We start from the raw sequence: 22,356 nt of genomic DNA on the forward strand, positions 1-22,356 counted from the left end.
CTTGGCGATGTTGTTGATGAGTTCCATCATGTTCACGGTCTTGCCCACACCGGCGCCACCGAACAGGCCCACCTTACCGCCTTTGGCGAAGGGGCAGACCAAGTCGATCACTTTGATACCGGTTTCAAGCAGCTCTTGAGAGGGCGACAGTTCGTCGTACGCAGGGGCTTTGCGGTGGATGGGGGCGGTCAGCGCCTGATCCACGGGACCACGTTCGTCGATGGGGTTACCCAGCACGTCCATGATGCGGCCCAGGGTGGCTTTACCCACGGGCACGGTGATGTTGGCGTTGGTGTTATACACCTGCATGCCGCGACGCAGACCGTCGGACGAGCCCAGCGCAATGGTACGGACGATGCCGTCACCCAGCTGCTGCTGCACTTCCAGGGTCAGGGCGCTGCCGTCCATTTTCAGGGCGTCGTACACCTTGGGCATCTGGTCACGCGGGAATTCGACGTCAACCACGGCGCCGATACATTGAACGATATTGCCTAGAACTTGAGCCATTTTGTTTGCTCCAATATTTGAATCTTGTGAATGCCGTTAAACAGCTGCCGCACCGGCAACGATCTCGGAGAGTTCCTTCGTGATCGCCGCTTGACGCGTCTTGTTGTAAACCAGCTTGAGTTCGGCAATCACATTGCCAGCGTTGTCGGTGGCAGCCTTCATGGCGACCATACGGGCCGATTGCTCGGAAGCCATGTTTTCAGCGACGGCCTGGTAGACCAGCGCTTCCACATAACGCACCAGCAGGTCGTCGATGACGTCTTGCGCATCGGGTTCGTAGATGTAGTCCCACGAGTGCTGCGCGCCGGCTTGCTCTTGCATGTCGGCAGCCGACAGGGGCAGCAACTGCTCCACCACGGACTCCTGCTTCATGGTGTTGATGAACTTGGTGTACGAGAGGTACACGGCGTTCACTTCACCACGGGTGTAGGCGTCGAGCATCACCTTAACCGGACCGATGAGTCGCTCCAGGTGAGGGGTGTCGCCCAACTGCGTCACGTGCGAAACAACCTTTGCACCCACACGGCCCAGGAAACCATAGCCTTTGTTGCCAATGGCAACGGCTTCGGTACCCATGCCCTGCGCCTGCAGATCGCGGATCTTGTTGGTCACCGCGCGCAGCACGTTGGTGTTCATGCCACCGCACAGACCCTTATCCGTGGTCACCACGATGAAGCCAGCGGTCTTGGACTCGTTGGACACCATGAAGGGGTGCACGTACTCGGGGTTGGCCTTGCTCAGGTTGGCCGCCACATTACGGATTTTCTCGCTGTAGGGACGAGCAGCGCGCATCCGGTCCTGCGCCTTGCGCATTTTGGATGCGGCCACCATTTCCATGGCTTTGGTGATCTTCTTGGTGTTTTCCACCGATTTGATCTTGCCGCGAATTTCCTTGCCTGCTGCCATAAGGGGCTCCTTGGTCAGTCAGGGGGTCAGGCGAAGGTCTTCTTGAACGCTGCAATCGCAGTGTTCAGTTCAGCTTCAGCGTCCTTGTCCATGGCCTTGTCGGCTTCCAGCTTGGTCAGCAGGGCAGCGTGCTTGTCCTTGAGGTAGCCATGCAGGCCGGATTCAAAGGCCAGCACACGGTTGACAGCGATGTCGTCCATGTAGCCTTTGTTCACGGCGAACAGCGTGGCGGCCATCGTGCTGATGGACAGGGGGCTGTACTGGGCCTGCTTGAGCAGTTCGGTCACGCGGGCACCGCGGTCGAGCTGCTTGCGGGTGGCTTCGTCGAGGTCAGAAGCAAACTGCGCGAAAGCTGCCAGTTCACGGTACTGAGCCAGGTCGGTACGGATACCACCGGACAGGTTCTTCACCAGTTTGGTCTGCGCAGCACCACCGACACGGGACACAGAGATACCGGCGTTGATGGCGGGGCGGATACCGGCGTTGAACAGGCTGGTTTCCAGGAAGATCTGGCCGTCGGTGATGGAGATCACGTTGGTCGGCACGAAAGCGGACACGTCACCGGCTTGCGTTTCGATGATCGGCAGCGCCGTCAGCGAACCAGTCTTGCCCTTGACTTCACCCTTGGTGAAGGCTTCGACGTAGTCGGCGTTCACGCGGGCTGCGCGCTCAAGCAGACGGCTGTGCAGATAGAACACGTCGCCAGGGTAGGCTTCGCGGCCTGGGGGACGACGCAGCAGCAGCGACACTTGACGGTAAGCCACGGCCTGCTTGGACAGATCGTCATAAACGATCAGGGCGTCCTGGCCACGGTCACGGAAGTATTCGCCCATGGTGCAGCCGGAGTAGGCGGACACGTACTGCATGGCTGCAGATTCGGAGGCGGAAGCGGCCACCACGATGGTGTATTCCATCGCGCCAGCTTGTTCCAAAGCACGCACCACGTTCTTGATCGACGAGGCCTTCTGGCCAATAGCGACGTAAACGCAGGTCATGTTCTGACCCTTCTGGTTGATGATGGCGTCAATGGCCACGGCAGTCTTGCCGGTCTGACGGTCACCAATGATCAGTTCGCGCTGACCACGGCCCACGGGCACCATGGAGTCGATGGACTTCAGGCCGGTTTGCACAGGCTGGTCCACGGATTGACGCGCGATCACACCAGGCGCAACCTTTTCGATCACGTCGGTCATCTTGGCATTGATCGGGCCTTTGCCGTCGATAGGCTGACCCAGGGCGTTGACCACGCGGCCAATCAGCTCGGGGCCCACGGGCACTTCCAGAATACGACCCGTGCACTTGACGGTATCGCCTTCGGAGATGTGCTCGTACTCACCCAAAATCACGGCGCCAACAGAGTCGCGCTCGAGGTTCAGGGCCAGGCCGTAGGTCACCACGCCGTCTTTGGTGGCGGGGAATTCCAGCATTTCGCCTTGCATCACGTCAGAGAGGCCGTGCACGCGCACGATACCGTCAGTCACGGACACCACGGTGCCTTGATTGCGGATGTCGGCGTTGGCGGCCAGGCCTTCGATGCGGCTCTTGATCAGCTCAGAAATTTCTGCGGAATTGAGTTGCATGACTCTTTCCTTCTTTCCTTAAATTAGTCCGGTCTCGCGCCGCATCAAGCGGTGAGCGCCGCTTTCATTTGTTCCAGTCGTGCCTTGACGGAGGTGTCAAGCACCTCGTCGCCCACCACCACACGGATGCCACCAATGAGCGAATCGTCCTGTTGGACGCTCACATTGAGCTTGCGGCCAAAACGCTTTTCCAGCGTCGGCTCAAGCTCTTTCAGGGCGGCAGCATCGAGGGCAAATGCACTGTAGACCACTGCGTCAGCAGTGCCCGACTGGGCATTCACGAGCGCCCGGAACTGCTGCGCAACCACGGGCAAGACGCTCAGGCGTCGGTTTTCGATCACCAGGCGCAGGAAGTTTTTCCCGGCTTCAGGCAGTGCCACAGCTTTTTGCACCACACCCGAAACCAGATCAAACACCTGCTCGTCGGTCACCTTGGGGTTGTCTGCGAACTGCAACAGCTGAGCATTGCTGCTCACGGCTGCGAGTTCGTCCAGCCAGGAGGCCGTGCCTGCGAGATCGGATGCCTGCGCCTTGAACAGCGCTTCGGCATAGGGTCGGGCGATGGTAGCAAGTTCTGCCATGGTCTATATCTCTGGCTGGGGCTGTTTACAGCTCGGTTTTCAAGCGGCTCAGCAGATCAGCGTGAACGCCAGCGTTGACTTCCTTGCGGAGAATCTGCTCTGCGCCTTTGACTGCCAGGAGGGCGACCTGCTCACGCAGGGATTCGCGCACCTGAACAGCCTGCTGCTCGGCTTCAGCCTTTGCAGCGGCGATGATCTTGTTGCCTTCTTCGGTGGCACGCGCCTTGGCATCGTCAACGATACCTTGGGCACGGCGCTCGGCATCAGCCAGGCGCGAAGCCGTCTCATTGCGGGACTGGGCCAGCTCGGACTCCACACGCGCATTGGCGTTGGCGAGTTCGGCTTTGGCTTTGTCGGCGGCAGCGAGACCGTCAGCGATTTTCTGGGCCCGCTCGTCCAGCGCTTTGGTGATCGGGGGCCACACGAATTTCATCGTGAACCACACCAGGATCGCAAAAACGATGGCCTGCAGGAACAGGGTTGCGTTGATATTCACGGTTCAGTCCTTCCTTGGAGTGAAGGGAGACCCGTCAATTAAGCCAAAACGAAGGGGTTGGCGAAGGCGAACAGCAGAGCGATAGCCACGCCGATCAGGAAGGCAGCGTCGATCAGACCAGCCAAAATAAACATCTTGGTTTGCAGTTCGTTCATCAGCTCAGGTTGACGAGCAGAAGATTCCAGGAACTTGCCGCCCATCAGTGCGATACCGATGGAAGCGCCGATAGCGCCCAGACCAACGATCAAACCACAAGCCAGTGCAACGAGGCCGAGAATGTTTTCCATGAGATGCTCCTAAAAGTTGAGTGGAAAAGAAAAGAAAAGCGTTTTCAGTTGAAGAATTTCATCAGTGTGCGTCGTGCGCCTGACCGGTGTAGATCAGCGTCAACATCATAAAGATGAAGGCTTGCAGGGTGATGACCAGGATGTGGAACAGGGTCCACACAGTGCCCGCAACGACATGACCAATGGCCAGGCCGATGCCGGTGGCGGACAGGGCCCAGCCACCACCCATAAGGGCGATCAGCATGAACACCAGTTCACCTGCAAACATGTTGCCGAACAGTCGCATGCCGTGCGAAACCGTCTTGGCAAGGTATTCGATCATCTGCATCAGGAAGTTGACCGGATACAGAGCCCAATGGTCACCAAAGGGGGCTGCAATCAACTCGTGCGCCCAGCCACCCAGACCTTTGATCTTGATGTTGTACACCAGACACACAAACAGCACCGAGCACGACAGACCCAGGGTTGTCGAAAGGTCAGCAGTGGGCACCACACGCATGTAGTCCTTGAAACCCAGGGCCGGACCAGCGGTGTGCCAGAACTGGGGGATCAGGTCGACAGGCAGCATGTCCATGGCGTTCATCAGGAAGATCCAGACGAACACCGTGAGCGCCAGAGGAGAAATGAGTTTGCGGCTCTTGGCGTTATGAATCACGCCTTTGGCCTGGTTTTCCACCATTTCGGACAGGATTTCGACAGCTGCCTGGAAACGCCCCGGAACACCCGAGGTGGCTTTTCTGGCTGCCATCCACAACACCAGGCATCCGAAAAAGCCCAGAACCACGGAGAAAAACAAGGAGTCAAAGTTGAACAGACTGAAGTCAACGATGCTGGTCTGCTTCACGCTCTGGAAAGAAAAATCTTTCTGCAAGTGCTGCAGGTGGTGCTGGATGTACTCTCCAGCGGTGGGGCCATGTGCGCCAGCGGTTTCAGCAGACATAAATCACCAATCCAGTTTTCAAATTCGTTCACGTGTTCTGCGACGCCACCAGCCCAAAGCCATGACCACCCAGGACACTTTCATAGTCACCACAAAGCCGGCCAGCAAGGCCAACCAGCTCAGCTGCGAAATCACCCACGGCGAGGCCACCAGGAGCATCACCGTCAACAGAATCTTGACCAGCTCCCACACAAACAAGCCGGCCAAAGCCGCACCCGCTTGCACCAGACGCATTTGCCGAGCCCAGGCTCGAGCAAACACCGCCGAAGGCAGCACCACCGCCACCACCCCCCAGGCCACAGACGACACCAGTCGCCACTGACCACTGACCACAGCGACTGCAGCTGCCAGCAACATGCCGGCGCCCGCCTGCCATGCGACCACCTTCCAGACATCAACCTTGGGTTGATTGGCGCGCCAAGCGGCGGCCTGATCGGGGGTCAAGGGCTTGAATTGCGGCTCAAGATCCTTATTTACATCATCGTCTTCCCACATTTCTGGGGGAGCAGCACGACCCGTAGGACTTGCCTGTAGATGAGATTCCTCCGGAATTTTCACCATGACAAATTACAACCAGGTTACGCGTACGCGACAATTTGCAAAGCTCTTCATTATACGTAGAAACCCGAAAATGCGGGGCTTTTTTCTGCACCCATCGAAAACACAAGCCCGGCCACACACTGCGACAATAGACCCCCTCTGATTACTCGCTTGGGAGCTGACGTGTACGAAACCATCAAATGGCTGCATTTGGCCGGCGCCATCATCTGGATGGGCGGCATGGCCTTTGTCCTCTGGGCGCTACGCCCAAGCCTGGGTGGCTTGGCCCCTGATGTCCGCGTCACCTTGATGGGGCGTGTGCTCTCACGTTTTTTTGGCCTTGTCTGGGCCTGTATCGCATTGCTGCTGGCCTCAGGATTCTGGATGCTCCTGAGCGCAGACATGCGCCTGGCGCCCAAAGGCTGGCACGCCATGAGCGGGTTGGGCCTGCTGATGTGCCTGATTTTTGCGCACATCTGGTTCGCCCCGTACCGCCAGCTGCGCCGCGCTCTTGCACAGGCCGACTGGGCACAAGCAGGTCAGGCCCTGACACGCATTCACCCCCTGGTTGTGACCAACTTCTGTCTGGGCTGGTTGGCCATAGCCGCCGTCATCATCTGGCGCTGAACACCATGAATACACCTATTGCCCCCGCCGATTCGCTGATCGAATACCCCTGCGTCTTTCCCATCAAGGTCATGGGCGCCATGGCCGAAGGCTTTGCCCAGACCCTGGCCGAGCTGGCTTTGGAGTTTGACCCCGCCTTTGACGCCGCCAGCATGGAGCTGCGTCCCAGCAAAGGCGGCAACTACCTGGGCGTGACGCTGCACATCAATGCCACCAGCCGTGAACAGCTCGACAGCCTGTATTTGCGCCTGAGCTCGCACCCCATGGTCAAGGTCGTCTTGTAATGCAAGTGCGCGTGCTGGGCCAGGCGCCTTACCTGCCCACCTACGAGGCCATGCAGGCCTTCAGCGCCGAGCGCGCCGACGACACGCCCGACGAGCTGTGGTTGTGCGAGCACCCCCCCGTCTTTACCCAAGGCTTGGCCGGACAGGCCGGGCACGTGCTGAGTCCGGGCGACGTTCCCGTGGTGCAAACCAACCGCGGGGGCCAGGTCACTTACCATGGGCCCGGCCAAGTCATGGCCTACCCGCTGCTGGACCTTCGCAGACGGGGTTACTTCGTCAAGGAATACGTCTACAAGCTGGAGGAGTCCGTCATCCGCACCTTGGCCCACTTTGGCGTGACTGGGCACCGTGTGAGCGGCGCACCGGGCATCTATGTGCGCTTGGAGGACCCCTTCAGCCACGCCGCCCTGACTGGCCCGCAACATCCTGCCGACCCGTTTCGCGGCTTGGGCAAAATCAGTGCATTGGGCATCAAGGTCAGCCGTCATTGCACTTACCACGGTCTGGCGCTGAACGTGGCCATGGATCTGGAACCCTTCTCGCGTATCAACCCTTGCGGCTATGCCGGGCTCCAAACCGTGGATCTTTCTACAATTGGCGTTCAGACCACCTGGCAAGAAGCTGCGCAGGTGCTGGCCACCGAACTCACCACACGATTGTGAGCCAGGCGCCCACACAACAGGCACAACCATGAGCAACACCACACCCGAACGCAACGTCGTGCGCGAAGCACAAACGCTCGAGAACTACGACCCGCTGGCCAAACAAAAAGCCGCTGCCAAACTCTCGCGCATTCCGGTCAAGGTCGAACAGGCCGAAGTGCTCAAGAAGCCCGAATGGATCCGCGTCAAAGCCGGCTCGCCCACCACGCGCTTTTACGAGATCAAGGACATCCTGCGCAGCAACAAGCTGGTGACGGTGTGCGAAGAAGCCAGCTGCCCGAACATCGGCGAATGCTTCGGCAAGGGCACGGCCACCTTCATGATCATGGGTGACAAGTGCACCCGCCGCTGCCCCTTTTGCGATGTGGGCCATGGCCGCCCCGATCCGCTGGACACGCAAGAACCCGAGAACCTGGCGCAAACCATTGCCAAACTCAAGCTCAACTACGTGGTCATCACCAGCGTGGACCGTGACGACTTGCGCGATGGCGGTGCCGAGCACTATGTGCAGTGCATCAGCCGCACACGGGAGTTGTCACCCAGGACGCAGATTGAAGTTCTGGTGCCCGACTTTCGTGGCCGCCTGGACAAGGCGCTGGACATCATGGCGGGCGGCCTGCCAGACGTGATGAACCACAACCTGGAAACCGTGCCGCGCCTGTACAAAGAGGCACGTCCAGGAGCTGACTACCTGCACTCCCTGAAATTGCTCAAGGACTTCAAGGCGCGTTTTCCGAACATCCCAACCAAGAGCGGCCTGATGGTCGGCCTGGGCGAAACCGATGAAGAGATTCTGGAAGTCATGCGCGACATGCGCGCGCACGACATCGACATGCTCACCATTGGCCAGTACCTAGCCCCCAGCAACAGTCACCTGCCGGTACGCCGATATGTGCATCCCGACACCTTCAAGATGTTTGAAGAAAAAGCCTACGAAATGGGCTTCACGCACGCAGCCGTGGGCGCGATGGTGCGCTCCAGCTACCATGCCGATCAGCAGGCGCATGGCGTGTTGCCCGCGAAAACCTAAAGCACTTCAAGCCTGCGCCGGGTCGAGGCTCTCGAAGGCTTTCACGGCCTCGGCGGCATACATCAGCGCAGGGCCACCGCCCATGTAAACGCACACGGCCAGCATTTCATCGAGCTCCTGACGGGTGCACCCCAGGCGGTGCAAAGCCTTGACGTGAAAACCAATGCACCCCGAGCAATGCTGTGTCACGCCAATAGCCAATGCAATCAACTCCTTGTTCTTTTCGCTGACGGCGCCCTCGGCCATCGCCGCCTTGGCCAACTGGCCAAAACCCATCATGGCTTCGGATTGAGATTTGCGAAACGGGCCCAGGCAGGTGTTGATGTTCTGCATCAGACCAGAATGGTCAAAAGTGCTCATATGATTTACTCCTCGATTTGACATTCAAAAACAGCATGCCGAACGCGCAACTCCTCGCCTTGGGCGCCATCTTGTTGTGGGCGAGCTTGGCTCCATTGGGGGTTCAGCTGGCTCACCTGCCACCGTTTTGGCTGACAGGCGTTGCGCTGCTCATTGGTAGTGTGCTTGCACTGCCCCTGTCCAGATTTGATCCGCGTCAATGGCGCGTTCCCCTGAGCACGTTGGCCATGGGGGTGTATGGGCTGTTCGGGTTTCACTTTCTGCTGTTCATCGCCTTGCGCTACGCGCCGCCCGTGCAGGCCAACCTGGTCAACTACCTGTGGCCGCTGGGCATTGTGGTCATGGCGCCTCTGTTCCTGCCGGATGCCGTGCTGCGCAAACAACACGTCCTCGCTGCACTCATGGGCTTCGCAGGTGCTGCGCTGGCCATCACCGGGGGTCGGAGTCTGTCGGCCGAATGGGCCTGGGGTTATGTGCCCGCGCTGGGCTCCGCCTTTATCTGGGCCAGTTATTCACTGTTGACGCGCCGAGTTGCGCACTTTCCCACTTCAGCCATTGGCGGCTTTGCGTTTGTGTCAGGTTTGTTGGCACTGCTCTGCCATGTGCTTTGGGAGCCCTCTGTGCAGCCCAGCACAACCGACTGGCTGCTGGTCGCTGCCATGGGCTTAGGTCCATTAGGTGGCGCTTTCTTTTTGTGGGACGCGGCCCTCAAACGAGGCAATGCGCAACACATCGGGCTGCTCAGTTTTCTCACGCCCTTGCTGTCTACCGTCTTGCTGCTGTGGCTTCGCGGTCAAGCCCTGAGCTGGCCGATTGCTCTGGCGGCAGTGCTGATTGTGGGCGCAGCCTTTGTGGGGCAACGCCGCTGATCAGGCCTGTTCGGCCAGCACAGCAGCAGGATCTTCGCTGTCCATCACACGCTGCGCCCACTCGGCGAGTTTTGTTGTGTCGGCACGCAGCACCTGCTGTTTGACAAGCAGGATTTGTGAAGGGTGCATGGAAAAACTGCGCAGCCCCAAGCCCAGCAGCAAGCGTGTCATGCCCACATCGCCCGCCATTTCGCCACAAACGGACACCGACTTTCCCTGCCGACGGGATTCGGCAATCGTATCGGCCACCAGGCGCAGCACGGCCGGGTGCAAAGGGTCATACAGATGGGCCACCGATTCATCGGCCCGGTCAATGGCCAGGGTGTACTGAATCAGGTCATTGGTCCCGATCGACAGGAAGTCAAAATAGCGCAGGAACATGCGCACGGATAACGCAGCGGCTGGCACTTCGATCATGGCACCCACTTGAACGGCACCATAGGCGACCGCCCTGCGATCGAGCTCCTGACGCGCTTGCTCAAGCAAGGCCAGCGTCTGACGGATTTCGCTGTGGTGAGCCAGCATGGGCACCAACATATTGACTTTGCCGTGCGCTGCAGCGCGCAAAATGGCGCGCAGCTGGGTCAGGAACATGGACGGGTCCGCCAGACTCCAGCGAATGGCTCGCAAGCCCAGCGCCGGGTTCAGATGCGCTGCATCGTGACGCGCTTCGTCCAAAGGCTTGTCAGCGCCGACATCCACGGTGCGGATAGTGACGGGCATGCCTTTCATGCCCTCGACGGCACGCTTGTAGGCCTCGTATTGCTCGTCTTCGCCAGGCAGGTTGCCTTGGCGCCCCATGAACAAAAACTCACTGCGAAACAAACCCACGCCCACCGAGCCCACCTGCACCACGGCATCTGTATCTTCAGGCATTTCGATATTGGACAAGAGTTCGATGCGTTCGCCGTCCAGCGTCACCGCAGGCGTGTGCTTCAGGCGCGACAACCGCTCCCGCTCCAGGGCACCCTGGCGCTGCTTGAAGCCATACTCAGCCAACACAATGGGCGAGGGATCCACGATGACCACGCCCGCGTCGCCATCAATGATGATCCAGTCGTCTTGGCGAATCAATTGACTGGCTGTGCGCGCCCCCACCACAGCGGGAATGTCGAGGCTACGCGCAACGATGGCCGTGTGCGAAGTTTTACCCCCCACATCGGTCACAAAGCCAGCAAACACGCTTTGCTTGAACTGCAGCATGTCCGCAGGTGACAAATCGTGGGCCACAAGCACCAACGGCACATCCATGGTGTCATCGAGCTGCAACTCTTGCTGCGGACGCACAGCACGACGGGGTTGCGTGACCGGCGAGACGCTGCCTTTGAGGCAAAACAAGACGCGCTCTGCGACCTGCTCCATGTCTGCGATGCGTTCACGCAGATAGGGGTCTTCCATCTCGTCGAATTGCCGGGCAATCACTTCGAGCTGACTGGTCACCGCCCACTCGGCGTTGTAGAAACGCTCTTCAATCCACTGGCGCACGCCAGCCGTCAACTCCATGTCCTGCAGGAGCATCAAGTGCACATCGAGCAACGCCGTCAATTCGTGCGGCGCATCCTTGGGCATGTCTTTTTGCAGTTTTTGCAGCTCTTGCACCACCTCATCCCGGGCGCGACGCAAGCGATCAATTTCTGCAGGAACCTGCTCAGGCTCAATGAAATAGTGAGCCACATCCACCCGACTGGACGCGACCAGCACCGCGCGGCCAATGGCCACACCACGCGCCACCGCCAATCCATGGATGCTGAATGTCATGCTTACTGTCCTTCGCCGAACTTGTCTTCGAACAAGGCCAGCAACTGCGCCAACGCTTCATCTTCCTGCTCGCCCAGAGTTTCGAGCTGGACCTCACTGCCCAACCCAGCTGCCAGCATCATGACGCCCATGATGCTTTTGGCGTTCACGCGGCGGGAACCCTTGCTGATCCATACCTCACAAGGAAAACTGCCCGCCAGTTTGGTGAGCTTGGCCGAGGCGCGGGCATGCAAGCCTAGTTTATTGCTGATGGTCGTGGTGGCTTGGGCCATGTTTTTTTCCTGTCTGATTCTGCGGGGCCGTGCTGCCCACACTCATGATGCCTTGCGTTCCACCTGACTGCGCACGCGCCACCAGCGCCTCCAGGCTTTCATGCCGATAACAAACGCTGCGCAGCAGCATGGGCAGGTTGACCCCCGCCACAAGCCGGGTGTGCACGCCATCGTTGAGTTGCTGCGCCACATTGCAGGGCGTGGCACCAAACACATCACTGAGAATGAGTATGGCCTCGACATTCCAATCGTTGGCCAGCTGACGAGCGCGCAGCAAGGTCTCTTCGGGCGCCTCTTTGGCAGGCACATCCAGCGCACGCACCCCCTGCGCACTGTCAGGGAAGACATGCAACACACAGTCCAGCAACGCTTGGGCCAAAGGGGAGTGGGCAATGATCAGAATGCCGTTCATGGGGCTCATTATCAGCTCAGATCAGCGCGACGCAATCGCATCGAACAGGGTTGCTGCAGGCTCCTCGCTACGCTTGTCTGAATAGACCACGGCGTGCACGATATGCATGTGCTCAGCTTGCGCAAAAGCTCCCCATACCGCCTGCATCTGCACCGGGCGTCCATCAGGACGTTGGCCCAGGGCTTGCACCCGCTCGCTCGCCGGCAGGGCCATCATGCCGCTCTTGCTCCACGGTTGACGCGCGTCAACACGGGCACGCGCATTGTCCAAGGTGATGTTTTGCCAACCGAGCAAGATCGCGTTGGCATCTGCCCCTTGAGGCAGTTGCGCCGTCATGACAGCCACCATGCTGTGGTCCAACTCACACCCGGCAACGTGCAGATCCACACTGCTGGCGCCCATGGTCACACGTCGGGTGGTCCGGTCAGGCTTGCAAGGCAGTTGCACTTTGAGCGTACTGCCCTCAAAACCCACACTGCGCCAATCCATTTCGGGACTACAAGCCGTTAATGCCAACACCGCCAACAACAGGCTCGCGAGACGGCTTGGGAAAGAAATTTTGCTCATCATGTGATTATCGCGACAGCCAGACCCAAGGCAATTGGTCACAATGCCAACATGAATGCATTAGATGGAATTCGGGTCCTGGACCTTTCACGCGTGCTGGCTGGACCCTGGTGCACGCAAACTCTGGCTGACCTGGGCGCTGACGTCATCAAGGTCGAGCGCCCGGGCGCTGGAGACGACACGCGCGGCTGGGGGCCACCCTTCATGCCGGACGCACAAGGGCGGGATACACAAGATGCCGCCTACTTTTTAAGCTGCAACCGCAACAAACGATCGTTGACCTGCGATATTTCGCAAGCCGAAGGCCAAGCCATCATCCGTGCTTTGGTGCCGCATTGCGATGTGTTCATTGAAAACTTCAAGGTGGGTGATATGGCCCGTTACGGGCTGGACTATGCGAGCTTGCGTGACCTTAACCCCAAGCTGGTCTACTGCAGCGTGACGGGTTTTGGTCAAGAAGGCCCTTATAAAGACCGAGCAGGTTACGACTACGCCATTCAAGGCATGGGCGGGTTGATGAGCATCACCGGTGAGCGTGACGATTTAGGCGGCGGCCCCCAAAAAGTAGGCGTGGCTGTGGCCGACTTGTTCACCGGCATGTACGCCTCTGTGGCGATTTTGGCGGCACTGCGCCATGCCGAACGTACCGGCGAAGGTCAGTACCTGGACATGGCCTTGCTGGATGTACAAGTGGCGATGCTGGCAAATATGGGCGCCAACTACCTCGTGGGCAACAAGGTGCCCACACGGGCGGGCAATGCCCACGCCAACATCGTGCCTTATCAGGTGTTTGAAGTCGCCCCTGCTCATGATGCAGCGCCTGAAGCGAAAGACCACATCATTGTGGCCGTGGGCAACGATGGACAATTCGCCAAATTCTGCACCGTCATCCAGTGTCCCGAACTGGCACAGGACCCCCGCTACGCCACCAATGCAGAGCGGGTTCGCCACCGCGAAATCCTGGTGCCCTTGCTACAAGAACGCTTGCTCACGCGCAGCAAGGCCGACTGGCTGACGGCGTTGGAAGCGGCCAAGGTCCCTTGTGGTGCCATCAACCGCTTGGACGAAGTCTTCAACGACCCGCAAGTACAGGCACGCGCCATGGTCGACAGGTGGAACCACCCGCAGCAGCCCGACCTGTGCTTGGTCGCCAGCCCGATTCATATGAGCAAGACCCCGGTGCGCAAGGATCTGTGCCCTCCCCAGTTGGGCCAGCACACGACACAGGTGTTGGGCGATTTGCTTGGACAATCTCCCGAGGCCATGCAAGCCCTTCGGGACAAAGGGATTATCTGAAGCGTAAACTCGATCACATGATGCTGATTTCTCGTCTCTTGAACCGTCGCGGCTGGGGTTTGTTGGCGCTGGGTGTGCTGACTGCTGGTTTGACCGCATGCTCTTCGGACAAAGCGCCCGTATCGAACTTTGTGCTCCTGGACGGCAGCCGCTTGAGCACCGAACAACTGCAAGGCAAAGTGGCCTTGATCAATTTCTGGGCCACCAGCTGCACCACCTGTGTCGCCGAAATGCCCGAACTGATCGACACTTACAAGCAATTCAAAGACCAGGGCTTTGAGACCATTGCAGTCGCCATGAGTTACGACCCACCAAGCTATGTGGTCAACTTCGCGCAAACGCGGCAGTTGCCGTTCAAGGTGGCGATCGACAACACCGGGGCTGTAGCCAAGGCTTGGGGCGGTATTGAGCTCACCCCCACCACATTTTTGATCGACAAACACGGCGCCATCGTCAAGCGCTATGTGGGTCCGCCCGACTTCAAGGAACTGCACCAGTTGCTGGCGCAGCTCCTCAAGGCCTGACCAGCCGGCTGATCACTTGTCCCTGAACTGGTCGTGACAGGCCTTGCAAGTGCCGGCTGTGGCGCTGAAGGCTTTTTTCACGGCATCGAGGTTGCCGGTCTTGGCGGCCACACGCAGGTTCTCTGATTCTTTGACCAGCTTCTCGGCCGCTTCCTTGAACTTGGCGGGTTGCTCCCAAATGGCCGCTTTGGCCTTGGTCTCGGGCACCATGTCTGTACCGTCGCCAAAAGCGGCCCATGGTAACTTGGCCAGCATGGCCACGGCTTCGGCGTTTTCCTGAGCAGCGGCCGCATTAAAAGGCACTTTGCCCTGGGCCATGGCACCAATGCGACCAAAGTGTTGCGACATCACAAAGAAGCTGCCCTTGCGGTACTTGAGTGCATCTTCGGGTTTGGCAAATTGCGCATGCGCAGCTGTGCTGCCGAGTGTTGCCAGAATCAATGCCAGCAGGTGAGTACGTTTCATGTCCAGGACTCCTTGAGAATCGTCACGCCATCATGGCGTGAGATGGCTTAAAGTGTCCCACGATTTGATGAAGTTTGCTTTAACAAGGATCATCCATGTACACGATTCGCACCTGGGATCTGCCCACTCGACTGTTCCATTGGGCCTTAGTGCTCTGCGTCGTTGCTTTGATCGTCACCGGCAATATTGGCGGGGATGTCATGGCCCTGCATTTCCTGCTCGGTTACTGTGTCCTGGCTTTGGTTTTTTTCCGGTTTTTCTGGGGCTTGCTGGGCGGCCACTGGTCGCGCTTTTCCCATTTTCCGATGGGCCTCAAGTCCATCAACACATACTTGCGTGGGCAGTGGCCTCCAACACATTTGGGGCACAACCCTGTGGGCTCGTATTCCGTCATCGCGATTTTGTCCGTTTTGCTTTTGCAGGCGTTGACGGGTTTGCTCAGCGACGATGAGATTGCCAACCAAGGCCCTTTGACCAGCTTGGTCTCTGGTGAGTGGGTTAGCCTGGCCACCTCGTGGCACACCCAACTGGGCAAGCTCTTCGTTTTGGTGCTGTCGATCATCCATGTCCTGGCCATCGTCACTTACAAGCTCAAGAAGGACGTCGCACTGGTACCTCCCATGATCCATGGCAACAAGACTTTGGATCAACCCGCCCCTGCCAGTGCAGATGGCTGGCGTCAACGCCTTTGGGCAATGGCCTTGCTGGCCTGCTGCAGCGCACTGGTCTGGTCTTTGGTGCATCTCGCCGATGGCACTTGATCGGTTTGGTTAAACTGTTGCTTCAAATGTTTTCTTTGTGACACCTTGACTCCTGCCTCCATCTCTCTTGCGCCTGCTCAGCAACCAGACGACCTGGACCTGATTCGCGGCATCTTTCGCGAGTACGCAGGGACATTGAATGTGGACCTGGCTTTCCAGGACTTTGAGGCTGAACTTGGCGGACTTCCCGGAGAATATGCCGAGCCGCGTGGAGCCTTAGTGCTCGCTCGTGTCGACGGCGAGGTTGCTGGCTGCTGCGCCTTACGACCGGCAGATACCGCTGACTACCCTAATGCCGCCGAGATGAAGCGCCTGTATGTGCGCAAGCCATTTCGTGGCTTTGGCTTGGGCCGGCTTCTCACCGAGCACATTTTGGACCAAGCACGCCTGGCTGGTTACAGCACGGTACTCTTGGACACCTTGGACGACATGGAAGCCGCCCGTGCGTTGTACGAGGATCTCGGCTTCACCGAGATCCCTCCGTACTATCACAACCCCTATGCGGGGGCACACTACCTCAAAGTCGAGATCGACTGAGCTTCAGCCCCTGGCCTGGGCGAGCATCGTTTGCGCATCGCTGACCTCGAATTTGCCGGGGCCCTCGATGTTGAGCGTCACCACCTTGCCATCTTTGACCAGCATGGAGTAACGGTTACTGCGCAAGCCCATGCCGCGCGCCGTCAGGTCCAAGGTCAGACCCGTGGCCTTGGCAAAATCGGCACTGCCATCGGCCAACATGCGGACTTTGCCCGCAGCGCCCAGCTCGCGTCCCCAGGCGCCCATCACAAATGCGTCGTTGACGCTCAGGCACCAAATCTCGTCCACACCCGCCGCACGCAAAGCGTCAAACTGCTCGATATAACCTGGCACATGCTTGGCGGAGCAGGTGGGAGTGAAGGCACCGGGCAGCGCGAACAAGGCAATGGTTTTGCCTGCACTGGCTTGACTCACTTCCACCGCCTGTGGACCTATGCTGCAACCCTCGCTGGGCGTATCGATGTATTCCATCAAGGTGGTTGCGGGAAGTTGGTTGCCGACTTGAATCATGAGGTGCTCCTGTTGTGTTGAGGCGAAAAAAAACGACCCACGCATTGTGGGTCGTTTTGGCAAAGCTTGCAGTGAAGGGCCGGATAGGCTTACACCACGGCAGCTTTCTGGACCAAACGGGTCGCAACCCAGTTTTTGGTCTTGGAGATCGGACGGCTTTCGGTGATCTCGATCACGTCGCCCAGGTGGAAATCACCGTTGGCGTCGTGGGCGTGGTACTTGCTCGACTTGGCAACAATCTTGCCGTAGATCGGGTGCTTGACGCGACGCTCGACCAGAACCGTCACGGTTTTGGCGCGCTTGTCGCTAACGACCTTGCCAATCAAGGTGCGCTTGAGGGATGTTTTGGCTTCCGTCATGGTCACTCCTTATTTGGCGGCTTGCTTTTCAGCAAGGATGGTCTTGGCACGGGCGATAGCACGGCGAGTCTGGCCGAGGGTACCGGTGTTGCCGAGTTGTTGCGTGGCTTTCTGCATGCGAAGACCAAAGTGAGCCTTTTGCAGGTCCTTGATCTCGGCTTTCAGGCCATCAACGTCTTTTTGGCGCAGTTCAGCAGCTTTCATTTCTTCTTTCTCCTGATTACTGGCCGATCATGCGGGCCACGAACGTGGTGCGCAGGGGCAACTTGGCAGCGGCGAGCTTGAAGGCTTCACGTGCGAGTTCTTCGGGCACGCCGACGATCTCGTACAGCACCTTGCCCGGCTGGATTTCAGCCACGTAGTACTCGGGGTTGCCCTTACCGTTACCCATACGCACTTCTGCGGGCTTGGTGGAAATCGGCTTGTCGGGGAACACACGGATCCAGATACGGCCACCGCGCTTGACGTGACGGGAAATGGCACGACGAGCGGATTCGATCTGGCGGGCCGTCAGACGGCCACGGTCCGTGGACTTCAGGCCGAAGTCACCGAAAGCCACCGTGTTGCCACGGGTAGCGATGCCGGTGTTGCGGCCTTTCTGTTCCTTGCGGAACTTTCTGCGTGCGGGTTGCAGCATGTTGTTACTCCTTATTGACCGTCAGCTGCTGCAGCTGGCGCGGCGACTGTGCGAACGCGCTTAACGGCGGGTTTGGCATCACCACCAGCGCCGGCAGGCTTGTCGCTGCCATCGGCGGGGGCGGCATTGGTGCCGGAGGCACGGCGGGGACCGCCACGGCGATCGCCTGCGGGACCACGGCCATCACGGCGCGGACCACGTGGGCGACGCTCTTCGTCGGCGCGCGGCTCAGCTGCGGGAGCTTCGTTGCGGCCCAGGTAGTCACCCTTGTAGACCCACACCTTGACACCGATGATGCCGTAGGTGGTCTTGGCTTCGGAGAAGCCGTAGTCGATATCGGCGCGCAGGGTGTGCAGGGGCACACGGCCTTCGCGATACCACTCGGTACGAGCGATTTCGATGCCGTTCAAACGACCGGAAGACATGATCTTGATGCCTTGGGCACCCAGGCGCATGGCGTTCTGCATGGCGCGCTTCATGGCGCGGCGGAACATGATGCGCTTTTCCAGCTGCTGGGTGATGCTGTCGGCGATCAGTTGAGCATCGGTTTCAGGCTTGCGCACTTCTTCGATGTTCACGGCGACAGGCACGCCCATGCGAGCAGCGAGTTCCTTTTTCAGGGTCTCGATGTCTTCGCCTTTCTTGCCGATCACCACGCCCGGACGAGCCGAGAAAATGGTGATGCGGGCGCTCTTGGCGGGGCGCTCGATCAGCACGCGCGAAACGGCGGCGTTCTTGAGCTTGGCCTTGAGGTACTCACGCACCTTCACGTCTTCGGCCAGCATGCCGGCGAAGTCGCGGTTGTTGGCGTACCAGCGGCTGGCCCAATTACGGGTAACGGCCAGACGGAAGCCGGTAGGATGGATTTTCTGTCCCATAGTTCTTCCTGGCTTTCTTAGTTACCGACCGTCACATACACATGGCATGTGGGCTTGCTGATACGGTTGCCACGACCCTTTGCACGGGCGGTGAAACGCTTGAGCGTGGTGCCTTGCTCAACGTAGATGGTCTTGACTTTGAGTTCGTCAATGTCAGCACCGTCGTTGTGCTCGGCGTTGGCAATCGCGGATTCCAGAACTTTCTTGACGATCACAGCAGCTTTTTTCTGCGTGAAGGTCAGGATGTTCAAGGCTTGATCCACTTTCTTGCCGCGAATCAGGTCAGCGACCAGGCGGCCTTTGTCGACCGACAGACGGACGCCCCTGAGGACTGCACGTGTTTCCATGGTCTTTCCTTATTTCTTGGCCTTTTTGTCCGCGGGGTGACCCTTGAAGGTACGGGTCAGCGCGAATTCACCCAGCTTGTGGCCGACCATCTGGTCAGTCACGTAAACCGGCACGTGTTGCTTGCCGTTGTGAACGGCGATGGTCAGACCGATGAACTCGGGCAGAACCATGGAGCGACGCGACCAGGTTTTGACGGGCTTCTTGTCCTTGGTGGCGATGGCCTTTTCGACCTTGGCCAGCAGGTGATGGTCAACGAACGGACCCTTTTTCAGTGAACGAGTCATTGCCTACCCCTTATTTCTTGCGGCGCGACACAATCATGGACTGTGTGCGCTTGTTGTTACGGGTACGGTAGCCCTTGGTGAGGTTACCCCACGGGTCCACCGGATTGCGGCCTTCACCAGTACGACCTTCACCACCACCGTGCGGGTGGTCGATCGGGTTCATGGCGGTACCACGGACGGTCGGGCGAATGCCCATCCAGCGCTTGACACCGGCTTTACCCAGTTGACGCAGGCTGTGCTCTTCGTTGGCGACTTCACCGATGGTGGCGCGGCACTCGATGTGGATCTTGCGGACTTCGCCAGAACGCATACGCACCTGAGCGTAGACGCCTTCGCGGGCCAGCAGGGTGGCAGATGCGCCAGCCGAGCGGGCGATCTGGGCACCAGCACCGGGCTTGAGCTCGATGCAGTGGATGGTCGAACCCACCGGGATGTTGCGGATCGGCAGGGTGTTGCCGGCGCGGATCGGGGCTTCGGCGCCGCTCATCAGGGTGCTGCCCACTTCAACGCCACGGGGGGCGATGATGTAGGTGCGCTCGCCGTCGGCGTAGCACAGCAGGGCGATGTGGGCGGTGCGGTTCGGATCGTATTCAATGCGCTCAACCTTGGCCGGGATACCGTCCTTGTTGCGCACGAAATCGACCACGCGGTAGTGGTGCTTGTGACCACCGCCCTTGTGACGGGTGGTGATGTGACCGTTGTTGTTACGGCCGGACTTCTGGTGCTGGGCTTCCAGCAGCGGAGCGTAGGCTTCGCCTTTGTACAGATGGTCACGGGTGACCTTCACCACGCCACGACGGCCGGGAGAGGTCGGTTTGATCTTGATGACAGCCATGATTACGCAGCCTCCCCGGACAGGTTCAGCTCTTGACCCTCTTTGAGCGTCACGTAGGCTTTGCGCACGTTGTCACGGCGGCCTACGGTCTTGCCAAAGCGCTTGGTCTTGCCCTTGGTGTTCACCACAGAGACGCCCTTGACCTCGACCTTGAACATCAATTCCACAGCGGCTTTGATTTCAGGCTTGGTGGCGTCCTGTAGCACTTTGAAAGTCACAGCGTTGGATTTTTCAGCAACCATGGTGGCCTTTTCGGACACGATGGGGGCAACCAGCACGGACATCAGACGACCTTCGTCAAACTTGGTGGCGCTCATGCGAACATCTCCTTGAGTTTGTCGATCGCGCCCTTGGTGACGAGCACTTTCTTGAAGTGCACCAAAGACACGGGATCGGCGTAACGCGGTTCAACGACGAGCACGTTGACCAGGTTGCGCGAGGCCAGGTACAGGTTCTCGTCCACTTCTTCGGCGATCACCAGAACGTGGTCCAGGTTCATGGCCTTGAATTTGGCAGCCAGTTGCTTGGTCTTGGGGGAATCCACTTTGAGGGAGTCCACCACGGCCAGGCGGCCTTCGCGGGCGAGTTGCGAGAAGATCGAAGCCATGCCAGCGCGGTACATCTTCTTGTTGATCTTCTGGGTGAAGTTCTCTTCAGGGCTGTTCGGGAAAATCCGACCGCCCCCACGCCACAGCGGAGAAGACGTCATACCGGCACGGGCGTTGCCTGTACCTTTTTGCTTGAACGGCTTCTTGGTGGAGTGCTTGACCTGTTCGCGGTCTTTCTGGGCACGGGTGCCCTGACGCGCGTTGGCCTGGTAAGCCACGACGATCTGGTGGATCAGGGCTTCGTTGTATTCACGACCAAAAACGGTTTCGGGGGCTTCCACTTTGGAAGCGGCCTGACCTTGGTCATTCAGGAGTTCGAGCTGCATCAGTTCGCTCCTTTGGCTTTGACTGCGGGACGGACGGTCACAAAACCGCCCTTGGAACCGGGGATAGCACCTTTGATCAGGAGCAGACCACGGGTCTCATCGACGCGCACGATGTCCAGGTTCTGGGTGGTGACGGTCACGTCGCCCAGGTGGCCCGACATGCGCTTGCCCGGGAACACGCGGCCCGGATCTTGCGCCATGGAGATGGAACCCGGCACGTTGTGCGAACGGCTGTTACCGTGCGAAGCGCGCTGCGAACCGAAGTTGTGGCGCTTGATCGTGCCAGCGAAACCCTTACCGATGGAGGTGCCTTGCACGTCGACCAGCTGGCCAGCGGCAAACACCGTCGCGGGCACAGCAGCGCCTGCGGCGTACTGTGCAGCGATCTCGGGGGTCACGCGGAATTCTTGGATGATTTCGCCAGCTTCGACGCCAGCTTTGGCCAGGTGGCCAGCGATGGGCTTGGTCACGCGCGAAGCACGGCGCTTGCCAAATGTCACCTGCAGGGCGACATAGCCATCATTCTCTTGGGTTTTGACCTGGGTCACGCGGTTGTTGGACACATCCACCACTGTGACAGGAACAGCATCCCCGTCATCAGTGAACAGACGCATCATGCCCACCTTGCGGCCCAGCAACCCCAGGGAGGTGCTCAGACTCATTGTTTTCTCCAGAACTTTCACCGAAGCCACTGCAATTGGCAGCTTCGTTTGGTGTATGAAAGAGGGTTAATAATTCCCACCCCAAAACGGGGTGAGCCTGAAATTATAGCGCCACCCGCCAGATCTGGCAAGCGGCGCTATGTTTCAAGTGGTTTTGACGGGTTTACACCCGTCAGCACTGCATTACTGCAGTTTGATTTCGACGTCGACGCCAGCAGGCAAATCGAGTTTCATCAGGGCGTCAACCGTCTTGTCCGTGGGATCCACGATATCCATCAGACGCTGGTGCGTACGGATTTCGAACTGGTCACGGCTGGACTTGTTCACGTGCGGCGAACGCAGGATGTCGAAACGCTTCATGCGCGTCGGCAGGGGCACGGGGCCCTTGACGATGGCGCCGGTGCGCTTGGCGGTATCCACGATCTCGGCAGCGGACTGGTCGATCAGTTTGTAGTCAAACGCCTTCAGGCGAATGCGGATTTTTTGCTTGGACATATCGATTCCTTGTGTGATTCAGTGAAAAGGGACGTCACCAGCCCGAGGGCCAGTGACGACTGATTCACAACAATTAAGCGATGATCTTGGCCACCACGCCGGCGCCGACAGTGCGGCCGCCTTCGCGGATAGCAAAACGCAGACCTTCTTCCA

General features: G+C 58.9%; 34 protein-coding genes and 2 pseudogenes. 9 read left to right on the plus strand and 27 right to left on the minus strand.

From position 1 onward, the window contains the following. The 8 genes and pseudogenes from AAFM15_RS10285 to AAFM15_RS10320 all read right to left on the minus strand — a co-directional run. Window positions 1–507, minus strand: a pseudogene (locus tag AAFM15_RS10285) (F0F1 ATP synthase subunit beta); the annotation flags it as partial. Window positions 508–543: 36 nt separating this feature from the next. Continuing rightward, on the minus strand, window positions 544–1,413 hold the full coding sequence (atpG, locus tag AAFM15_RS10290; protein WP_341686625.1) for a F0F1 ATP synthase subunit gamma: 870 nt from the start codon (window positions 1,411–1,413) through the stop codon (window positions 544–546). A gap of 26 nt (window positions 1,414–1,439) precedes the next feature. Continuing rightward, window positions 1,440–2,993, minus strand: a complete 1,554-nt coding sequence (gene atpA, locus AAFM15_RS10295) for a F0F1 ATP synthase subunit alpha (RefSeq protein WP_341686626.1) — start codon at window positions 2,991–2,993, stop codon at window positions 1,440–1,442. A gap of 44 nt (window positions 2,994–3,037) precedes the next feature. Further along, a complete protein-coding gene (locus AAFM15_RS10300; RefSeq protein WP_341686627.1) occupies window positions 3,038–3,574 on the minus strand; it encodes a F0F1 ATP synthase subunit delta in 537 nt (178 codons plus the stop codon). Window positions 3,575–3,599: 25 nt separating this feature from the next. Beyond that, entirely contained in the window at window positions 3,600–4,070 is a 471-nt protein-coding gene (locus AAFM15_RS10305; RefSeq protein WP_341686628.1) for a F0F1 ATP synthase subunit B, read from the minus strand. Window positions 4,071–4,108: 38 nt separating this feature from the next. After that, entirely contained in the window at window positions 4,109–4,357 is a 249-nt protein-coding gene (gene atpE / locus AAFM15_RS10310; RefSeq protein WP_035603606.1) for a F0F1 ATP synthase subunit C, read from the minus strand. A 61-nt stretch (window positions 4,358–4,418) separates the two neighbouring features. Then, on the minus strand, window positions 4,419–5,297 hold the full coding sequence (atpB, locus tag AAFM15_RS10315) for a F0F1 ATP synthase subunit A (RefSeq protein WP_341686629.1): 879 nt from the start codon (window positions 5,295–5,297) through the stop codon (window positions 4,419–4,421). A gap of 18 nt (window positions 5,298–5,315) precedes the next feature. Next, window positions 5,316–5,741, minus strand: coding sequence for an ATP synthase subunit I (locus tag AAFM15_RS10320; RefSeq protein WP_341686630.1), 426 nt, complete (start codon window positions 5,739–5,741; stop codon window positions 5,316–5,318). Window positions 5,742–6,020: 279 nt separating this feature from the next. Here AAFM15_RS10320 and AAFM15_RS10325 point away from each other — a divergent pair, with 279 nt between their 5' ends. Genes AAFM15_RS10325 through lipA form a run of 4 tightly spaced genes read left to right on the plus strand, consistent with a single transcriptional unit; the run spans window position 6,021 to window position 8,440 of the window. Continuing rightward, window positions 6,021–6,464 carry a DUF2269 family protein gene (locus AAFM15_RS10325; protein WP_341686631.1) on the plus strand — a complete coding sequence of 148 codons (444 nt, stop codon included), beginning with the start codon at window positions 6,021–6,023 and terminating at the stop codon, window positions 6,462–6,464. A 5-nt stretch (window positions 6,465–6,469) separates the two neighbouring features. After that, on the plus strand, window positions 6,470–6,748 hold the full coding sequence (locus AAFM15_RS10330) for a DUF493 family protein (RefSeq protein ID WP_341686632.1): 279 nt from the start codon (window positions 6,470–6,472) through the stop codon (window positions 6,746–6,748). Continuing rightward, window positions 6,748–7,410 carry a lipoyl(octanoyl) transferase LipB gene (gene lipB / locus AAFM15_RS10335; RefSeq protein ID WP_341686633.1) on the plus strand — a complete coding sequence of 221 codons (663 nt, stop codon included), beginning with the start codon at window positions 6,748–6,750 and terminating at the stop codon, window positions 7,408–7,410. The genes AAFM15_RS10330 and lipB overlap by 1 nt, the downstream gene beginning before the upstream one ends. A 28-nt stretch (window positions 7,411–7,438) precedes the next feature. Next, on the plus strand, window positions 7,439–8,440 hold the full coding sequence (lipA, locus tag AAFM15_RS10340) for a lipoyl synthase (RefSeq protein ID WP_341686634.1): 1,002 nt from the start codon (window positions 7,439–7,441) through the stop codon (window positions 8,438–8,440). 6 nt (window positions 8,441–8,446) lie between these two features. Here lipA and AAFM15_RS10345 read toward each other — a convergent pair whose 3' ends face one another. Beyond that, on the minus strand, window positions 8,447–8,800 hold the full coding sequence (locus AAFM15_RS10345; protein WP_341686635.1) for a carboxymuconolactone decarboxylase family protein: 354 nt from the start codon (window positions 8,798–8,800) through the stop codon (window positions 8,447–8,449). Window positions 8,801–8,835: 35 nt separating this feature from the next. On the opposite strand from AAFM15_RS10345, the gene AAFM15_RS10350 reads away from it, so the two are divergent. Then, window positions 8,836–9,669: a DMT family transporter gene (locus AAFM15_RS10350; protein WP_341686636.1), complete on the plus strand. Its 834-nt coding sequence runs from the start codon at window positions 8,836–8,838 to the stop codon at window positions 9,667–9,669. Here AAFM15_RS10350 and ptsP read toward each other — a convergent pair whose 3' ends face one another. From ptsP to AAFM15_RS10370, 4 genes are read right to left on the minus strand one after another with little or no spacing between them, the layout of a single operon-like run. Further along, window positions 9,670–11,427 (minus strand): phosphoenolpyruvate--protein phosphotransferase, encoded by a 1,758-nt coding sequence (ptsP, locus tag AAFM15_RS10355; protein ID WP_341686637.1) that lies wholly within the window; start codon window positions 11,425–11,427, stop codon window positions 9,670–9,672. A gap of 2 nt (window positions 11,428–11,429) precedes the next feature. Further along, the gene (locus tag AAFM15_RS10360; RefSeq protein WP_341686638.1) at window positions 11,430–11,699 is read right to left on the minus strand and encodes an HPr family phosphocarrier protein; all 270 of its coding nucleotides are present in this window, start codon (window positions 11,697–11,699) and stop codon (window positions 11,430–11,432) included. After that, window positions 11,668–12,111 (minus strand): PTS fructose transporter subunit IIA, encoded by a 444-nt coding sequence (locus AAFM15_RS10365; protein WP_341686639.1) that lies wholly within the window; start codon window positions 12,109–12,111, stop codon window positions 11,668–11,670. The genes AAFM15_RS10360 and AAFM15_RS10365 overlap by 32 nt, the downstream gene beginning before the upstream one ends. A gap of 21 nt (window positions 12,112–12,132) precedes the next feature. Beyond that, window positions 12,133–12,678 carry a hypothetical protein gene (locus AAFM15_RS10370; protein ID WP_341686640.1) on the minus strand — a complete coding sequence of 182 codons (546 nt, stop codon included), beginning with the start codon at window positions 12,676–12,678 and terminating at the stop codon, window positions 12,133–12,135. Window positions 12,679–12,729: 51 nt separating this feature from the next. Here AAFM15_RS10370 and AAFM15_RS10375 point away from each other — a divergent pair, with 51 nt between their 5' ends. Both AAFM15_RS10375 and AAFM15_RS10380 read left to right on the plus strand, forming a co-directional pair. Further along, window positions 12,730–13,974: a CaiB/BaiF CoA-transferase family protein gene (locus AAFM15_RS10375; RefSeq protein ID WP_341686641.1), complete on the plus strand. Its 1,245-nt coding sequence runs from the start codon at window positions 12,730–12,732 to the stop codon at window positions 13,972–13,974. A gap of 17 nt (window positions 13,975–13,991) precedes the next feature. Further along, on the plus strand, window positions 13,992–14,498 hold the full coding sequence (locus tag AAFM15_RS10380) for a TlpA disulfide reductase family protein (protein ID WP_341686642.1): 507 nt from the start codon (window positions 13,992–13,994) through the stop codon (window positions 14,496–14,498). A gap of 12 nt (window positions 14,499–14,510) precedes the next feature. Here AAFM15_RS10380 and AAFM15_RS10385 read toward each other — a convergent pair whose 3' ends face one another. Beyond that, window positions 14,511–14,963 (minus strand): cytochrome c, encoded by a 453-nt coding sequence (locus AAFM15_RS10385; protein ID WP_341686643.1) that lies wholly within the window; start codon window positions 14,961–14,963, stop codon window positions 14,511–14,513. A gap of 95 nt (window positions 14,964–15,058) precedes the next feature. Here AAFM15_RS10385 and AAFM15_RS10390 point away from each other — a divergent pair, with 95 nt between their 5' ends. Together AAFM15_RS10390 and AAFM15_RS10395 are read left to right on the plus strand one after the other, a co-directional pair. Further along, on the plus strand, window positions 15,059–15,724 hold the full coding sequence (locus AAFM15_RS10390; protein ID WP_341686644.1) for a cytochrome b/b6 domain-containing protein: 666 nt from the start codon (window positions 15,059–15,061) through the stop codon (window positions 15,722–15,724). Window positions 15,725–15,769: 45 nt separating this feature from the next. Then, a complete protein-coding gene (locus tag AAFM15_RS10395) occupies window positions 15,770–16,261 on the plus strand; it encodes a GNAT family N-acetyltransferase (RefSeq protein ID WP_341686645.1) in 492 nt (163 codons plus the stop codon). 3 nt (window positions 16,262–16,264) lie between these two features. On the opposite strand, the gene AAFM15_RS10400 is transcribed toward AAFM15_RS10395, so the two are convergent. From AAFM15_RS10400 to AAFM15_RS10460, 13 genes and pseudogenes are all read right to left on the minus strand, one after another. Further along, on the minus strand, window positions 16,265–16,771 hold the full coding sequence (locus tag AAFM15_RS10400; protein WP_341686646.1) for a peroxiredoxin: 507 nt from the start codon (window positions 16,769–16,771) through the stop codon (window positions 16,265–16,267). A gap of 89 nt (window positions 16,772–16,860) precedes the next feature. Next, on the minus strand, window positions 16,861–17,130 hold the full coding sequence (gene rpsQ / locus AAFM15_RS10405) for a 30S ribosomal protein S17 (RefSeq protein ID WP_341686647.1): 270 nt from the start codon (window positions 17,128–17,130) through the stop codon (window positions 16,861–16,863). A gap of 9 nt (window positions 17,131–17,139) precedes the next feature. Further along, on the minus strand, window positions 17,140–17,334 hold the full coding sequence (rpmC, locus tag AAFM15_RS10410; protein WP_341686648.1) for a 50S ribosomal protein L29: 195 nt from the start codon (window positions 17,332–17,334) through the stop codon (window positions 17,140–17,142). Between the two features lie 16 nt (window positions 17,335–17,350). Continuing rightward, a complete protein-coding gene (rplP, locus tag AAFM15_RS10415) occupies window positions 17,351–17,767 on the minus strand; it encodes a 50S ribosomal protein L16 (RefSeq protein ID WP_296293417.1) in 417 nt (138 codons plus the stop codon). Window positions 17,768–17,778: 11 nt separating this feature from the next. Beyond that, window positions 17,779–18,645 (minus strand): 30S ribosomal protein S3, encoded by an 867-nt coding sequence (gene rpsC, locus AAFM15_RS10420; protein ID WP_341686649.1) that lies wholly within the window; start codon window positions 18,643–18,645, stop codon window positions 17,779–17,781. Between the two features lie 17 nt (window positions 18,646–18,662). Then, on the minus strand, window positions 18,663–18,992 hold the full coding sequence (rplV, locus tag AAFM15_RS10425; protein WP_341686650.1) for a 50S ribosomal protein L22: 330 nt from the start codon (window positions 18,990–18,992) through the stop codon (window positions 18,663–18,665). Between the two features lie 9 nt (window positions 18,993–19,001). Next, window positions 19,002–19,277, minus strand: a complete 276-nt coding sequence (rpsS, locus tag AAFM15_RS10430; protein WP_003059413.1) for a 30S ribosomal protein S19 — start codon at window positions 19,275–19,277, stop codon at window positions 19,002–19,004. A gap of 10 nt (window positions 19,278–19,287) precedes the next feature. Further along, window positions 19,288–20,112, minus strand: a complete 825-nt coding sequence (gene rplB / locus AAFM15_RS10435; RefSeq protein WP_341686651.1) for a 50S ribosomal protein L2 — start codon at window positions 20,110–20,112, stop codon at window positions 19,288–19,290. Between the two features lie 2 nt (window positions 20,113–20,114). Then, window positions 20,115–20,429 carry a 50S ribosomal protein L23 gene (gene rplW, locus AAFM15_RS10440; protein WP_341686652.1) on the minus strand — a complete coding sequence of 105 codons (315 nt, stop codon included), beginning with the start codon at window positions 20,427–20,429 and terminating at the stop codon, window positions 20,115–20,117. Further along, window positions 20,426–21,046: a 50S ribosomal protein L4 gene (gene rplD / locus AAFM15_RS10445; protein ID WP_341686653.1), complete on the minus strand. Its 621-nt coding sequence runs from the start codon at window positions 21,044–21,046 to the stop codon at window positions 20,426–20,428. The genes rplW and rplD overlap by 4 nt, the downstream gene beginning before the upstream one ends. Beyond that, on the minus strand, window positions 21,046–21,708 hold the full coding sequence (gene rplC / locus AAFM15_RS10450) for a 50S ribosomal protein L3 (protein ID WP_341686654.1): 663 nt from the start codon (window positions 21,706–21,708) through the stop codon (window positions 21,046–21,048). The genes rplD and rplC overlap by 1 nt, the downstream gene beginning before the upstream one ends. Before the next feature lie 183 nt (window positions 21,709–21,891). After that, window positions 21,892–22,203, minus strand: a complete 312-nt coding sequence (rpsJ, locus tag AAFM15_RS10455) for a 30S ribosomal protein S10 (protein ID WP_054257904.1) — start codon at window positions 22,201–22,203, stop codon at window positions 21,892–21,894. 73 nt (window positions 22,204–22,276) lie between these two features. Continuing rightward, window positions 22,277–22,356 (minus strand): annotated as a pseudogene (locus AAFM15_RS10460) (elongation factor Tu); the annotation flags it as partial.

It is taken from the genome of Limnohabitans sp. (assembly GCF_038134685.1).
Lineage (GTDB): Bacteria > Pseudomonadota > Gammaproteobacteria > Burkholderiales > Burkholderiaceae_C > Limnohabitans_A.